Here is a 15,341-nt window from a genome sequence, read left to right as displayed (position 1 = left end):
AGGCCGCGCCCGCACCTGCGCAGGTCACGGAACGCGCACCGCGCAAGCGCGATGGCCTCGAACGCCACGCGGCCGCCGCACCCGCTGCAACGAAATCCGAAACGCCGGAAACCGCCGCGCTCGTCAGGGAATCGGCGAAGCTCGACCCGTCGTTGCCGCCGCCGTCGATGACGTCGATGCCATCGAGCAGCGGTTCGACCCGGCAGGGCAGTTCGTCGTCGGGTGCGAATCCAGTTGCTGCGGCGATGACCGAGCAACTGGTCAGGGAGTCGAGCAATTTCAAGTCGGCGCCGTCGCCGGCGCCGGCAAACAACGGCCCGACCACGACCAAGTAACCGCGATCGTTTCCGGAATAAAAAGGACCCCGCACGCCGACCAAAGCATGCGGGGCCAAGAGAGACAAACTGTTGTGCCGACGGGCGACGCGCGTTACGCGGCGATCGCTTCCTCGGCTTGCGGCTGCGCGGCGGCAACCGGTGCAACGTCCTGCCGGATCAGGTGGTCGAACGCGCCGAGCGATGCCTTCGCGCCTTCGCCGACCGCGATCACGATCTGCTTGAACGGCACCGTCGTCACGTCGCCGGCCGCAAACACGCCCGGTACCGACGTCGCGCCGCGCGCATCGACGACGATCTCGCCGTGCTTCGACAGTTCGGCCGTGCCTTTCAGCCATTCGGTGTTCGGCACGAGGCCGATCTGCACGAACACGCCTTCGAGATCGATGCGCTGCGTGTCACCCGAGCGCAGATCCTTGTAGACGAGCCCGTTCAGCTTGCTGCCGTCGCCGGTCAGCTCGGTCGTTTGCGCCTGCGTGACGATCGTCACGTTCGGCAGGCTGCGCAGCTTGCGTTGCAGCACTTCGTCCGCGCGCAGTTGCGCGCCGTATTCGATCAGCGTGACGGCCTTCACGATGCCGGCGAGGTCGATCGCGGCCTCGACGCCCGAGTTGCCGCCGCCGACCACCGCGACGCGCTTGCCCTTGAACAGCGGGCCGTCGCAGTGCGGGCAGTACGCGACACCGCGGTTGCGGTATTCGCGCTCGCCCGGCACGTTGATTTCGCGCCAGCGCGCGCCGGTCGCGAGGACGATCGTCTTCGCCTTCAGCACCGCGCCGTTCGCAAGGCGGATCTGGTGCACGTCGCCCGGAATGAGCGCGTCTGCGCGCTGCACGTCCATGATGTCGACGTCGTACTGCTTCACGTGCTGTTCGAGTGCGGTTGCGAATTTCGGCCCTTCGGTTTCCTGCACCGACACGAAGTTCTCGATCGCCATCGTGTCGAGCACCTGGCCGCCGAAACGCTCGGCGACGACGCCCGTCGCAATGCCCTTGCGCGCCGAGTAGATCGCAGCGGCCGCGCCCGCCGGGCCGCCGCCGACGATCAGCGTATCGAACACCGGCTTGTTCTCGAGCGATTTCGCGGCGCGTGCGCTGGCGCCCGTATCGAGCTTCGCGAGGATTTCCTTCACGCTGCTGCGGCCCTGGCCGAACGAGGTACCGTTCAGGAACATCGTCGGCACGGCCATGATCTGGCGCGACTCGACTTCGCCCTGGAACAGCGCGCCGTCGATCGCGACGTGACGGATGCGCGGATTGATCAGCGACATCACGTTCAGCGCCTGCACGACTTCCGGGCAGTTCTGGCACGACAGCGAGAAATACGTCTCGAACGCGTAGTCGCCGTCGAGCGCGCGGATCTGTTCGATCACGTCGTCGTCGAGCTTGATCGGGTGGCCGCCCGTCTGCAGCAGCGCGAGCACGAGCGACGTGAATTCATGGCCCATCGGGATGCCGGCGAAACGGATGCCGGCCGGCTTGCCGGGTTCTCCGATCGAGAACGACGGCTTGCGCTCGGCGTCGTCGCGGCGTTCGGTCACGGTCACGCGATCCGTCAGCGACGCAATCTCGTTCAGCAGCGCCAGCAGTTCCTGCGATTTCGCGCTGTCGTCGAGCGAGGCGACGAGTTCGATCGGGCGCGTGATCTTTTCGAGGTACGCTTTGAGTTGGTTCTTGAGATTGGCGTCGAGCATGGCGTTTCGGATTCCGTATTAATGATTCTGGTCGGGCACGTCGTGCCGGAGAAGGGCGCGGGCCGCATGCGGCAGCGGCCCGTGATCGGGCGTCTCGCGCGCCTCGTGCGAGGCGCGCGGCGCGATCGTCAGATCTTGCCGATCAGGTCGAGCGACGGGGTCAGCGTTTCCGCACCCGGCGTCCACTTGGCCGGGCACACTTCACCCGGGTGCGCCGCGATGTATTGCGCAGCCTGCACCTTGCGCAGCAGTTCGCCTGCGTCGCGGCCGATGCCGTTGTCGTGGATTTCGCACAGCTTGATCTCGCCTTCCGGGTTGATCACGAACGTGCCGCGCAGGGCCATCCCTTCTTCCTCGATCAGCACGTCGAAGTTGCGCGACAGCGTGAGCGTCGGGTCGCCGATCATCGGGTACTTGATCTTGCCGATCGTGTCCGACGTGTCGTGCCATGCCTTGTGCGTGAAGTGCGTGTCGGTCGACACGCCGTAGATTTCGACACCCAGCTTCTGGAATTCCGCGTAACGGTCGGCGAGGTCGCCCAGTTCGGTCGGGCAGACGAACGTGAAGTCGGCCGGGTAGAACACGACGACGGACCACTTGCCCTTGAAGTTCTCTTCCGAGACGGGCACGAAATCGCCGTTGTGGTATGCGGTTGCCTTGAACGGCTTGATTTGGGTGTTGATGATCGGCATCTGGTGAATTCCTTTGCTTCAGTGGTGAGTGGAGTGTTGCCAGTATCCGGGTTCACCCTGAGTTTGTGAAATTGCTTGTTTCAATCCGGGGCATCAGGAATTTCTATCTGCTTCCGGCCCTTGATTGGCGCGGGATGTGCGGGGAGGTCATTGAAGCGTGGGTGTGCGGGCGGGCGGCAGCCGGGCGGAGATGCGGCGAGAGGGATTGCGTTGAAAGTCCAAAGCCGCGGGGGGGCGACTCTAGGCGGCTCCGAAGTGTGTTCGGTTGGTGGATGCTGGGGCGCGTTCACCACTCCGAGCGCAAGTCTTCCTGGTTGACGACGTTGCGCCCCTTCCAGAGGCCGAACACATTGTCAGCAAGTGTCCGGTCCTGCAGCGCGATATAGGCATCGATCGCGTCCCGGATGAGCTCGGCAGTGCAGCTGTTCTGGTGCACGGCGATGCGGGTCAACGCGGCGTGCTGGTTATCTGATAGATCGACCGGAATTCTGTTCATTGCCGCCTCCATGACATGACACGGCCATCGTGGCTATCCGGCCGGGCAAGTGCAAGTGCGCCGCATGTCCGATGCGAATGCGGATTCCGAATCGCCCGGCTGTCGGCTCGACGTCGTCCCGCTCCACTCAAATCCCCGCCATCCTCCTCAACCACTCCGCCAGCCGCCTGGCCCCGTCCGGCATATCCGCGTCCTCGCGCGTGCACAGGTAGTAATCGCGCCCGTCGTCGAGCGCGTGATCGAACAGCTTCACGAGTTCGCCATTCGCCAGTTCCCGCTCGACCAGCGGCGCGCGCAGCAACGCCGCGCCGAGATCCGCGCGTGCGGCGCTCAGCGTGAGCTGGCCGTCCTCGAACATCGGCCCGACCGCATGCGACACATGCTTGACGCCCGCACCCTGCAGCCAGTTGACCCACGTGCTGCGATCCTCGTCGTGTACGAGCGGCGCGCGCGAGAGATCGGCCGGCGTGCGGAACGGCCCGTGGCGCTTCAGGAACGACGGGCTGCACATCGGCACCATCGCGCCCGGCAGCAGCCGTTCGCAGCGGTAGCCGGGCCAGTCGCCGGTGCCGAAGCGGATCGACAGGTCCGACGCATCGCTGCGGTAGTTGCGGTGATGCGCGTACAGCACGGTCACGTCGACGTCCGTGTTGTCGGCCAGGAACGCGTGCAGCCGCGGAATGAACCAGCCGATGCCGAGCAGCGGAATCAGGCTGACGGTGATCTGCCGCAGCGACGAGCGGTCGCGCACGAAACGCGTCGCGCTGCGCAACACCGAGAACGCGGCGCTGATCGAGCGGTAGTAGTCGCGGCCTTCGTCGGTGAGCGCGAGCAACCGGCCCTCGCGCACGGTCAGCGGCGTCTGGATGAACGCTTCGAGCAGCTGCAACTGATGGCTGACCGCCGACGGCGTGATGTCGAGCTCGCCCGCCGCCGCGGTGACCGACCCGAGACGCGCGAACGCTTCGAACGCACGCACCGCGCGCAGCGGTGGATCGTGCGGTAATTGTTCGATATTTTTCATGTGTCAAATTTTATCGAAAAGTCAGGGTAAGCGACAGAATGAAAATACCCTGTATTTACAGTGATGTAGGTTAATGTGGCGGGAACGGCATAAGCATCCAACAATTGGATATTTGGGGTTTGGGTGCTGAATATTTAATATTTTTCATGTTTTGATCCGATTCACCGATCCCCGCACATGAAAATCGCATTTCTCCACGCCAGCCTCGCATTCTCGGCGGCCGCCCTGGTCGCCTCCGTTCCCGCGTTCGCACAATCCGCGCCGCAGACGATCCTGATCGGTCTTGCCGCGCCGCTCACCGGCCCGTCCGCGCGGATCGGCAAGGATCTGCAGAACGGCGCGCAACTCGCGATCGACGATGCGAACGCGAAGCATCCGACCATCGGCGGCAAGCCGGTGGTCTACAAGCTCGCCGCGGCTGACGACCAGTCCGATCCGCGCACGGCCGTCGCGGTTGCGCAGCAGCTCGTCGACAAGCACGTGATCGGCGTCGTCGGTCACTGGAACACGGGCTGCAGCGTGCCGGCGTCGCGCGTCTACCGCGATGCGGGCATCCCGCAGATCGCGCCGGCGTCCACCGGCCATCAATACACGCAGCAGGGCTATGCGACGGCCTTCCGCATCATGGGTCACGACGATGCGGGCGGCAATTTCACCGGCGCGTACGCGGTGAAGACGCTGAAGGCGAAGCGCATCGCGGTGATCGACGATCGCACGTCGTTCGGCTCGGGCCTGGCCGACCAGTTCATCAAGGGCGTGCAGGCGAACGGCGGCGCGATCGTCGATCGCCAGTACGTGAACGACAAGACGACCGATTTCAGCGGCGTGCTGACCGCGATCAAGGGCAAGCGTGCGGATCTCGTGTTCTTCGGCGGCCTCGATGCGCAGGCTGCACCGATCTCGCGCCGGATGCGCCAGCTCGGCGTGAACGCGCCGCTGCTCGGCGCGGGCGGCTTCGTGAGCCAGACCTTCCTGTCGCTGGCCGGCAAGGACGGCGACGGCGTGACGGCCCTCGAACCGGGCCTGCCGCTCGACCGGATGCCGGGAGGCAAGGCGTTCGACACGCAATACCAGGCGCGCTTCCGCGCCCCCATCGAGCTGCATGCGCCGTTCGCGTACGACGCGGTGGCCACGCTGATCGCGGCCGCGCAGAAGGCCGGCACGACGCAGCCGGCAAAGCTGGTCGCGGCGGTGCGTGCGATCGACCGGCCCGGCGTGACGGGACGGATCGCGTTCGATGCCGAAGGCAACCTGAAGGATCCGGCCTTCACGATCTACCAGGTGCGCGGTGGCAAGTGGACCGTCGTCGACGTGCTCGGCGGCTCGCGCACCGCGACCAAGTAATACACGACAAGACAACGAAGACGATCCCCATGACCGAAGCCACCCAGACATCCGCCGCCGCACCCGAGGACACGCGCCTCGGGATCCTCGCGCGACGCCGCATCGAAGCGGAAATCATCAAGCCGATCTACGAGATCATGAAGCGCGAGTTCGGCGTCGAGCGCGCGCAGGCCGTGATCGCGGAAGCGGTGCGCGGCGCGGCCGTCGACGCCGGCCGCACGTTCGCGGCGCAGGAGCCCGGCGGCACGAGCGTGAAATCGTTCGTCGCGCTGCAGGTGCTGTGGGAGAAGGACGATGCGCTCGACGTCGAGGTGCAGCGCGCGGACGATACGCATTACGACTACGACGTGCATCGCTGCAGCTACGCGGAGATGTATCACGCGATGGGGCTCGGCGAGATCGGGCACCTGCTGAGCTGCGCGCGCGACAGCTATTTCATCCAGGGCTATGCGCCGGACATCGCGCTCACGCGGACGAGCACGATCATGCAGGGCGGCAAGCGCTGCGATTTCCGCTACGCGCTGCAAGCCGCGCCGGAGAACGGCGATGCGTGACGACAACGCAGTGGCTGAGCGCGTGAGCGCGCCGCGCGTCGACGGCGACCGCCTGTGGGCGTCGCTCGACCGGATGGCGCAGATCGGTGCGACGCCGAAGGGCGGCGTCTGCCGTCTTGCGCTGACCGATCTCGATCGCGAATCGCGCGACCTGTTCGTGCAATGGGCGCAAGACGCCGGCTGCACGGTGCGCGTGGACCAGATGGGCAACGTGTTCGCGCGCCGCGCGGGGCGCAACCCCGACGCTGCACCGGTCATGACCGGCTCGCACGCCGATTCGCAGCCGACGGGCGGCCGCTACGACGGCATCTACGGCGTGCTCGGCGGGCTCGAGGTCGTGCGCGCGCTGAACGACGCGGGCATCGAGACCGAGCGCCCGATCGACGTCGTGATCTGGACCAACGAGGAAGGCTCGCGCTTCGCGCCGGCGATGGTGTCGGCCGGCGTGTTCTCGGGCGTCTATACGCTCGAATACGGGCTGTCGCGCACCGACGGCGCGGGCAGGACGATCGGCGAGGAACTGGCGCGGATCGGCTACGCGGGCGCGGAGCCCGTCGGCGGCTATCCGGTGCATGCGGCGTACGAGCTGCATATCGAACAGGGCGCGATTCTCGAACGGGCCGGCAAGACGATCGGCGTCGTGACGGCCGGGCAGGGGCAGCGCTGGTACGAGGTGACGCTCACCGGTGTCGACGCGCACGCGGGCACCACGCCGATGGAATTCCGTCGCGATGCGCTGGTCGGCGCCGCGCGGATGATCTCGTTCGTCGAAGTGCTCGGCTGCCGTTACGCGCCGTACGCGCGGGCAACGGTCGGGATGATCGAGGCGCGGCCGAACTCGCGTAATACGGTGCCGGGCGGGTGCTTCTTCACGGTCGAATTCCGTCATCCCGACGACGCGGTGCTCGACGAACTCGACGCGGCGCTGCGCGCGGAACTCGCGCGCGTGGCCGACGACACGGGCCTCGCTGCGCAGATCGAGCAGATCTTCACGTATGCGCCGATCCCGTTCGCGCCGCGCTGCATCGACACGGTGCGTGATGCGGCCCAGGCGCTCGGGCTGTCGCACATGGATATCGTGTCCGGCGCGGGTCATGACGCGTGCTATGTGGCGCGCGTCGCGCCGACGGGGATGATCTTCGTGCCGTGCGTCGACGGGTTGAGCCACAACGAGGCCGAAGCGATTACGCCCGAGTGGGCGGCGGCGGGCGCCGACGTGCTGTTGCGGGCGGTGCTGCAGAGCGCGCAGGAAAGCTGAGCCTGCGTGTGCTGGCGGTGGTCCGGCGGGAGGAGGTTCTCCAGGCCGGGCCGCATCGCTTTCCACCTGACGACGCGAACGCGCGGTTCGCGTCAGCCCGCAGGCGATTTCCGATCGATATATCGCCGCATCACATGAAACGCCGTATCGGTGCGCCCCGGCATCGTCACCGTCGCACTATCGGCCGCGAAGCCGAGCTTTTCATAGAACCGGTACGCGGTTTCGCGTGCGGTGCACCACACGAGCGCGGCCCCGCGTGCTTCCGCGTGCCGCACGCACACCTGCACCAGCACGCGTCCGAAGCCCATGCCGCGCACGGCAGGGTGGACGGCCATCCCGCGCAGCCGCCACGCCGGGCCCGCACGATCGTCTTCGCGCAACTCCTCGCAGAGCGAGGCAACGGCAACGATGCCCGACGCGTCGCGTACGCCGACATGCAGGGTCGTCGGCGCTTGGTCGCCGGCCAGCGCGCTCGCGTCCAGATCGCCATTCAGCAGGATCATCGCCCGGAGCGGGTGCGTCTGCGCGGCGTCGATCGATTCGATGGTGAACAGCGTGTCGCCTGACGTCATCAATGTTCCTCGAGTGCTTCGATTCATCCGCGCGTTACTGGCCGGCCTTGCGCCGCGCCATATACGCGAGATACGCGACGATCTGGTCGAGTTCGCGGTCGCTCAACTGGTCGGGCGGAAACGCCGGCATGCTGCGGCCCGGCCAGTCGCGCACCGATGCCGGGTTGCGGATATAGCGGCGCAGCGCGGCGGGCTGGAAGTAGTCGACCGGATTCATCGGCGTGTTCAAATCGGGGCCGGCATGGCTGCTGCCCGCGCCGTCGATGCGATGGCATGCGAGGCATTGCGTGACGAACAGGTGCTGGCCCGCGCGAGCCGGATCGTTCGCGGGCAGCGCGGCATCGACGGCGAGCGACGGCCAGCGCGCGAGCGGCGACGACTCGATCGTGACGCGCACGATCTGGTACGGCCACTGCTCGCCACGCACCGACGACGCGCCCGGCCCGAGCCAGACCAGGTAGAACGGCCCGGCGCTGACCTGCTTGCCGGGCAGCTTCGGCCAGGGATGCGCCGGATCCTCGATCGCGAGCCACGGGATGGCGCCGGCCGGCGAGCGGCGGCGCACGAGATCCAGCGGCAGTTGCGCGGCGAAGCCGTCGGCCGCACGGGTTTCGAGTACGCCGTCGGCCGGCAGCTTGTCGCCGAGCAGGTCGGCGAACGGCACCGCGCGGAAGGTCATGGGCTTGCCGTACGCGATGTCGCGCGGCACGTGGATGTCGGTCGCATCGGGGCGCGCGAGCAGCGTCTGCCGGGTGAGGGCGCGGGCCGTGCCGTCCGTTTCGAGTTCGAGCGCGGACTGGGCCGACGCGCGTTGGCCGATCAGGCAAACCGTCAACAGCAAAAGCGAAAACCACCGGCGCTTCAGCATTCGTTCTCCGGGAAAGGGCGTTCCGGCGGCGACAGGCGGAGCAGGCCGCGGCCGATGGAAGGAATCGGGCGACAGTCTATCCGGTACGCGCGGTGCTGGCGACTGCGGCGCGGGAAGGGGGCGGCCGGTCATGATCGGGCAAGCCGGTGGCGGCGTGTCTGGCGGTTGGGCCGCTCGAAGGATGCGGCATTGCGTGGCGTGGTTTGAGCGCGAAGGAACGGAGGAGGCGGAGGAGGCGGAAGAGGCGGAAGAGGCGGAAGAGGCGGAAGAGGCGGAAGAGGCGGAAGAGGCGGAAGAGGCGGAAGAGACCGAAGAGACCGAAGAGACCGAAGAGACCGAAGAGACCGAAGAGACCGAAGAGACCGAAGAGACCGAAGAGACCGAAGAGACCGAAGAGACCGAAGAGACCGAAGAGACCGAAGAGACCGAAGAGACGGAGCGACGGAGCGACGGGAGAGCGAGGCGACGGTCAGGCCGGAGCGATAGCATGCAGCCCCACCGCATTTACGGCGATCCCGCCCGTTACCACGTCGCCTTCAATGACTCGAACAAGGCACGTCGCTTTTCGGCATCGGCGTTTCCTGGGCCGGTTCGAAATCGGCTTCGCGCGTGCCCGACGGCGTCAGCGATACGAAATGCATCGCGGTGCCGCGCGTCGGGAACCCGGCGATCCCCGTCGAGCCCCACGGAATCGGCGAACGCTGCACACCGCTCACGGAAATGTCCGCCGGCCCGAGCGCCAGCGTCAGCAGCCGCCCGTCGCGGATCGGCACGTACGCATGCGTGCCGGACACCGCGATGCCGGATTCGCGCACCGACGCCGGCAGGCAGTCGAGCGTCGCCGTGCGGCGGCCGTCCGGCGCGATCAGCATCGCGACGCCGCGATCGTCCGCCGTCGTCGTGACGACGATGAAGCGGTCGATCTCCGGCACGTAAGCCGACGCGTACACGTAGTACTGGACCGCGTCGTTCAGCGTCCCCAGCTTGTCCAGCTTCGCGGTGACCGGGTCGAACATCGCGTATTCGAGCGTCGCGTTCGTGCTGCCTTCGATGTATTTCTGCCACACGAGCAGCGCTGTGTGCGGCGAACCCGCGACGACGGGCCACCACTCGCGGCGGTGCGGCACGACAGCGACGTGGTTCAGCACGCGCCCGGCCGCATCGTAGGTTTTCACGTACACGCCGTTGCCGGTGCCGAGGTTGTCGACGCCGCCGCCGTCGATCCAGTCGGTGGAATAGAACACGACGAAGCGGTCGGCCGCCGTGGCGACATGCCCCGAGTGGCCGCCCGATTCGACGTCGTTCGGGTAGGGCTTGATCGGCTTCAGGTCGCGGCGATAGACGCCGTAGCGCTGGCTGACTTCCTGCGGCGCGTTCCAGCCGTCCTCGAACGTGACGAAGATGTCGCCGCGCGCGTTCTGCGCGATCGACACGGGCTCCTGCGCCTCGGGGCGGCTGATGAACGTACGGACGTGCAGCAGGTGCGGCTTGCCGGGCAGCCATTCGCCGACGTACACGTCGTGCGGCCAGTTGCCGTTGCGCATCGCGCCGCGCGGCACGATCCCCGAGCTGCTGAAGAACACCCAGCGTTTGCCGTTGCCGGCGTCGGCCACGCCGATGCCGTGCATGAAGCTGCGAGGATCGACGCTCGGGTGGGGCGGCGGGGCGTCCTGCACGGTGACCGTATGCACGGCCGGCGTAGCGGCGAAGGCCGGCAGCGCTGTGACGACGCCGCATGTGGCGCCGCACAGCGCCGCCGCGACGCACCGCGCGACCGCCCGCGCCGGGCGTGTTCGTCGCATCATTCGACGGTCACCGATTTCGCGAGGTTGCGCGGCTTGTCGACGTCGGCGCCGCGTGCGCAGCCGACGTGATACGCGAGCAGCTGCAGCGGAATCACGTTGACGATCGGCGACAGCACATCGCCCGATTCGCGCACGCGGATCAGGTGCGTGTCGCGGTCGGCGTCGATCCCGAGCTGGTCGCCGGCCAGCACGTAGAGCCGCCCGCCGCGCGCACGCACTTCGGCCATGTTGGATTTCAGTTTCTGGAACAGGCGGTCGTCCGGCGCGATCGTGACGACCGGCATCGCGCTCGTGACGAGCGCGAGCGGGCCATGCTTCAGTTCGCCGGCCGCATAGCCTTCCGCATGGATGTATGACACCTCCTTGAGCTTCAGCGCACCTTCCATCGCGATCGGGAAGTGAATGCCGCGCCCGAGGAACAACGCGTTCTCGGTGCGCGCGAACTTCGCGGCCCAACCCATGATCTGCGTTTCAAGCGCAAGCGCGTGGCCGATGCGCTCCGGCAGTGCATGCAGCTGTTTCAGGTGCAGCGCGACCTGCTTCGCGTCGAGCCGGCCGCGCAGCTGCGCGAGCGTCAGCGTCAGCACGAACAGCGCGACGAGCTGCGTCGTGAACGCCTTGGTCGACGCGACGCCGAGTTCGATGCCGGCCCGCGTCAGGAATCGCAGCGGCGCGTTGCGCGCGATCGTGCTGGTGGCCACGTTGCAGATCGCCATCGACAGTTCCTGGCCCATGTCGCGCGCCCGCTCGATCGCGCCGATCGTGTCGGCCGTCTCGCCCGATTGCGAAATGCCGACGACGAGCGTGCGCGGATCGGCCACCGTATCGCGGTAGCGGAATTCGCTGGCGATCTCGACCTGGGCGGGCACGCCCGCGATGGCCTCCAGCCAGTACTTCGCGGTCAGCCCCGCGTAGTAGCTGGTGCCGCAGCCGAGCAGCAGCACGCTCCTCACTTTCGACAGCAGCGCGCGCGTGCCGTCGGTCGCGTCGAACAGCGCCGGCGAGATCGTGTCGATGCCGTCGAGCGTGCTGTCGATCGCCTTCGGTTGCTCGAAGATCTCCTTCTGCATGAAGTGCTGGTACGGGCCGAGCGCGGCGTCGCCTTCGCGCGCCTTCACGTGGCACAGCGGGCGCTGGGCTTCGTGGCCGCCCGAGTCGACCACGGCGATGCGGTCCGGCGTGATCAGCGCGACGTCGCCGTCTTCCAGGTAGACGAAGCGGTCGGTCAGGTCGCCGAGCGCCGCGCAGTCCGACGCGAGGTAGTTCTGTTCGGCGCCGATGCCGATCACGAGCGGGGAGCCGGCGCGCGCGGCGACGAGGCGCTGCGGCTCTTTCGCACTCAGCACCGCGATCGCGTACGCGCCGTGCAGCCGCTTGACGGCGCGCACGACCGCATCGAACAGGTCGTCGCGATAGAGGCTGTGGATCAGGTGCGCGATCACCTCGGTGTCGGTCTGGCCGCGAAACGCATAGCCGCGCTCCCGCAACTCCACGCGCAGCGCGTCGTGGTTCTCGATGATGCCGTTGTGCACGACCGCGATCGTGTCGCCGGACATGATCGGATGCGCATTCATTTCCGACGGTGCGCCGTGAGTTGCCCAGCGCGTATGCGCGATGCAGGTCTGCGCTTCGAGGCCCAGCGTCAGCACGCGGGCCTGCAGGTCGGTCACGCGCCGCAACGTGCGTTCGCTGCGCAGGCGGCCGTCGTCCTGCACGGCAATGCCGCACGAATCGTAGCCGCGATACTCGAGCCGGCTCAGCGCATTGACCAGTTGCGGCACCTGATTGTTCAGGCCGCTTGCTCCGACGATTCCGCACATGATTCACCTCGTCAACAAAAGGTTGCCGCCCTGCCGGCCAAGCACGGCAGTCCGGTGTCGGGAGCGGCGCAGCGAGGCACGAGGCGGTCCCGTGCGCGGCCGCGCGTCGAGATCGGGCGCGTCGCAGGTCGTCGCGCGTATCTCGGCCGACGTGATGCCGCTCGCAAGCAGCAGCGCGACGATTGCGCGATTCCTGCAGTCGGCCGGCGTGTCGCCCGCTCGTGGCTGCACATGGCGCTGCAGCGCCGCGTCGGCATCGGGCGGCAGATAGCACGGCTCGGGCTCGCCGTCGGGCCATGCGAGATCGCGCGTCGTCCGTCCGGCCGGATGGATCGTACGCACGCCGGCTTCGACCAGATGCCGGCCCAGCCGGTCGATCAGCTTCGCGTAGCGCACACGGGTCGACGTGCCGGGCGCGCAGGTGCGCTCGAGTTCCGCCAGGAAGGCTGCGACGTGGTCGGGCCCGAACGTGGCGAGCGACACGCGCTGTGCGATCAGGTAACGCAGGAACCGTTCGAACATCGCGACGTGCTGCACGACCGATCGCGGCGCGAACGGCCGGCGATCGGCGCCGGTCGCGGCGGTTTCCTGCCACGCGCGGAAGGCGCCAACGGGGTCGTGAATCCAGCGATTCGTGTCCATGCACGATTTATAGCCGGACGCGGTGACGCCGGCAATCGTCCCGATGTCCTTCCGGTCGCCCGCCCGATGCAAGCGACGCGTCAGTGCGCGGTGCGCGTGTCGTCGATGCCGTCGTTGTTCATCGTCAGGTAGACGAGCACGAGCAGCAGCGTGATGAAGAAGCGGAACGCGTCCGGCACGCCGTTCCATTGCTTCGACATCCACATGCCGAACCACTCGCCGCCGACCGACATGAAGGCGACCTGCCATGTGAGGAAGCCGAGCGTCAGGCCGGCGATCGCATACGCCTTGGCCGCGCGGAATGCCGTATCGCCGGTGCGTCGCGCGCGCAGCAGACGGATTCCGCCGAGCCAGCACAGCACGGCCGTCAGCGTTTCCATCGAGATGATGCCGATATAGCCGACGTGATGAACCCACGTCGTGCCGATCGCGCGATACATGATCCCGTTGCCGGGGAACGTCGTGTCCATCAGGAACACGTGATGCACGAACGCGAAATTGGTCGCGTAGTCGGTGATGTTGCCGAACGCGACGAGCGATGCGAAGAAAGCCATGGCAAGCACCATGGCTGCCTTGGAAAGACGAACCATCATAATGGACTCCGAAATGAATGGGCAGGCGAAAGCGCGACCGCGCGGCGATCAGCCGGCGTTCGGGGCGATACCTGCGTGAGCGTGTCCGGCGGGGCCGGCGGTTTGCGTGCGTGGCACGGCGGCGCGGAGATCGGGACTGGAAAACCTGAAGCCGGGGCGGCGTCGAGGAGACGCACGCGCCGGCTGGATCGAGTGCCCGCGCCAGGAGGGAGCGGCGATTGTCGGTCGAACCGCTGGTGTCGTCAAGCGGGGCCTGCGCGCGTGTCGTGCTGCCGGCCGTCGCCGTTATGCGTCGCGCGAAGGCGCAGTTGCCGCTACCGTGCCCACCTGTCCGCTGACCCGCGCCAATGCAGCGAACGCCAGTTGCGTCGCGATGGCCGCGAGCGTGCCGGCCGCCATGCCGTTGCCGAGCACGATCTGCACCGGCGCACCGAAATGGCGATACAGGTTCGGCACCAGGATCGGTGCAAGGCCGACGACGAGCGCGGCCGCGAGCGTGTACTGGTTGGCGCGAGCGTGCAGGTCGACGCTGGCGAGCAGCCGGATGCCCATGACGCCGATCATCGCGAACACGACCAGCGCGGTGCCGCCGACCACGGCGGCCGGAATTGCATACGCGAGCCGCGCGAGCGGCGCGAACAGCGCGATGACGATCAGGATCGCGCCGGCGGCAGCCGTCACGTAGCGCGAGCGCACGCCGGTCGTCTGCACGACACCGATATTCTCGGCGCTGGTCACGATCAACGGCGTGCCGAACAGCGCGCCGGCCAGCGACGCCAGCGCATCGCCGCGTATCGTCTTCGGCACGTCGCGTGGCAGCGAGATCGGCTTGCCGCACGTTTCGCCGACGGCCACTGTCTGCGCGGTGGCCTCGGCCATCGAGATCGCGGTGAAGATCAGCAGCGGCAGCGCGGCCAGCACGTCGAAGCGCGGCATTCCGAACGGCAGCCATACCGGATGGGTGAACAGCGGGCCGCGCCACACGTCGGCGAGCGCCGGCATCGCATCGAGCGCCCAGCCGAGCGTCGCGCCGGCCATCAGGCCGATCAGCACCGCGAGCCGCCCGAGCGTGCCGCGGAACGCACCGGCCACGACGACGGTGGCGACGATCGTCGCCAGCGCGAGACCGAGCGCGCGCGGCTGAGCGAAATCGGCCGAACCGGGTTGGCCGACGACGATCGTCGCGTAGATCCGGATCAGGTTGACCGACACGAGCAGCAGCATCGCACCGACGACGATGCGCGGAAAGAGCCGCAGGCAGCGCGTGAAGACGGGCAGCAGCACCCAGTAGAACGCGCTGGCGAGCAGCGCCGCGCCGGCTGCCGTCGGCAGGCCCGATTGCGCGGCGATGCCGGCGAACAGCATCGTCGGTGCGCCGCCGGGCACCATCACGAACGGCATGCGTGCACCGATCGGCCCGGCGCCGAGTGACTGGAGCAGCGTGCCGATCCCGCACGCGAAGAACGTCGCGCCGATCAGCTGGACCGTCAGCTCCGCCGGCAGCGCAAGCACTTTTGCGATCAGGAACACGGCCGTGATCGGGGACGCGGCCATCGACAACACGTGCTGCAGCCCGAACAGCACGAGCTGCCATGCGGGCAGCCGCGCGTCGACGGGCGTTGAGATCGGATCGTGCGACACGGCA

General features: G+C 67.6%; 13 protein-coding genes and 2 pseudogenes. 4 read left to right on the top strand and 11 right to left on the bottom strand.

Translation table 11 applies throughout. The features are described from left to right. Positions 1-335, top strand: a pseudogene (locus tag G3N93_RS08085) (extensin); the annotation flags it as partial. Positions 336-429: 94 nt separating this feature from the next. Here the strand turns inward: G3N93_RS08085 and ahpF are convergent. From ahpF to G3N93_RS08065, 4 genes are all read right to left on the bottom strand, one after another. Beyond that, the gene (gene ahpF / locus G3N93_RS08080) at positions 430-2,028 is read right to left on the bottom strand and encodes an alkyl hydroperoxide reductase subunit F (protein WP_206132751.1); all 1,599 of its coding nucleotides are present in this window, start codon (positions 2,026-2,028) and stop codon (positions 430-432) included. A gap of 128 nt (positions 2,029-2,156) precedes the next feature. Beyond that, positions 2,157-2,720, bottom strand: a complete 564-nt coding sequence (gene ahpC, locus G3N93_RS08075; RefSeq protein ID WP_006488685.1) for an alkyl hydroperoxide reductase subunit C — start codon at positions 2,718-2,720, stop codon at positions 2,157-2,159. Positions 2,721-3,006: 286 nt separating this feature from the next. Beyond that, entirely contained in the window at positions 3,007-3,216 is a 210-nt protein-coding gene (locus G3N93_RS08070) for a CopG family transcriptional regulator (RefSeq protein ID WP_206132750.1), read from the bottom strand. 127 nt (positions 3,217-3,343) lie between these two features. Continuing rightward, positions 3,344-4,240 (bottom strand): LysR substrate-binding domain-containing protein, encoded by an 897-nt coding sequence (locus G3N93_RS08065; RefSeq protein ID WP_174986561.1) that lies wholly within the window; start codon positions 4,238-4,240, stop codon positions 3,344-3,346. Positions 4,241-4,417: 177 nt separating this feature from the next. On the opposite strand from G3N93_RS08065, the gene G3N93_RS08060 reads away from it, so the two are divergent. Genes G3N93_RS08060 through G3N93_RS08050 form a run of 3 tightly spaced genes read left to right on the top strand, consistent with a single transcriptional unit; the run spans position 4,418 to position 7,396 of the window. Continuing rightward, positions 4,418-5,584, top strand: a complete 1,167-nt coding sequence (locus G3N93_RS08060; protein WP_206132749.1) for a branched-chain amino acid ABC transporter substrate-binding protein — start codon at positions 4,418-4,420, stop codon at positions 5,582-5,584. 29 nt (positions 5,585-5,613) lie between these two features. Then, complete coding sequence (locus G3N93_RS08055; protein ID WP_174941797.1) at positions 5,614-6,138, top strand: L-2-amino-thiazoline-4-carboxylic acid hydrolase; 525 nt, start codon at positions 5,614-5,616, stop codon at positions 6,136-6,138. Continuing rightward, positions 6,131-7,396 carry a Zn-dependent hydrolase gene (locus G3N93_RS08050; protein ID WP_206132748.1) on the top strand — a complete coding sequence of 422 codons (1,266 nt, stop codon included), beginning with the start codon at positions 6,131-6,133 and terminating at the stop codon, positions 7,394-7,396. Before G3N93_RS08055 ends, G3N93_RS08050 begins: the two co-directional genes overlap by 8 nt. Before the next feature lie 92 nt (positions 7,397-7,488). On the opposite strand, the gene G3N93_RS08045 is transcribed toward G3N93_RS08050, so the two are convergent. The 7 genes and pseudogenes from G3N93_RS08045 to G3N93_RS08015 all read right to left on the bottom strand — a co-directional run bounded on the left by G3N93_RS08045 (position 7,489) and on the right by G3N93_RS08015 (position 15,337). Further along, positions 7,489-7,968 carry a GNAT family N-acetyltransferase gene (locus G3N93_RS08045; protein WP_206132747.1) on the bottom strand — a complete coding sequence of 160 codons (480 nt, stop codon included), beginning with the start codon at positions 7,966-7,968 and terminating at the stop codon, positions 7,489-7,491. Positions 7,969-8,002: 34 nt separating this feature from the next. Then, entirely contained in the window at positions 8,003-8,836 is an 834-nt protein-coding gene (locus G3N93_RS08040; protein ID WP_206132746.1) for a cytochrome c, read from the bottom strand. Positions 8,837-9,372: 536 nt separating this feature from the next. Then, complete coding sequence (locus G3N93_RS08035; RefSeq protein WP_206132745.1) at positions 9,373-10,641, bottom strand: hypothetical protein; 1,269 nt, start codon at positions 10,639-10,641, stop codon at positions 9,373-9,375. After that, positions 10,638-12,461: a glutamine--fructose-6-phosphate transaminase (isomerizing) gene (gene glmS / locus G3N93_RS08030; RefSeq protein WP_174935841.1), complete on the bottom strand. Its 1,824-nt coding sequence runs from the start codon at positions 12,459-12,461 to the stop codon at positions 10,638-10,640. The genes G3N93_RS08035 and glmS overlap by 4 nt, the downstream gene beginning before the upstream one ends. Positions 12,462-12,506: 45 nt before the next feature. Then, positions 12,507-13,103 (bottom strand): annotated as a pseudogene (locus tag G3N93_RS08025) (site-specific integrase); the annotation flags it as partial. Positions 13,104-13,183: 80 nt separating this feature from the next. Continuing rightward, the gene (locus G3N93_RS08020) at positions 13,184-13,696 is read right to left on the bottom strand and encodes a DUF2165 family protein (protein WP_206132744.1); all 513 of its coding nucleotides are present in this window, start codon (positions 13,694-13,696) and stop codon (positions 13,184-13,186) included. A 285-nt stretch (positions 13,697-13,981) separates the two neighbouring features. After that, on the bottom strand, positions 13,982-15,337 hold the full coding sequence (locus tag G3N93_RS08015; RefSeq protein WP_174944242.1) for a uracil-xanthine permease family protein: 1,356 nt from the start codon (positions 15,335-15,337) through the stop codon (positions 13,982-13,984). Positions 15,338-15,341 lie beyond the last annotated feature (4 nt).

It is taken from the genome of Burkholderia sp. Se-20378 (assembly GCF_017104665.1).
GTDB lineage: Bacteria > Pseudomonadota > Gammaproteobacteria > Burkholderiales > Burkholderiaceae > Burkholderia > Burkholderia lata.
Note: the sequence above shows the minus strand (reverse complement) of the source record. Positions and strands in the feature narration are given on the sequence as shown.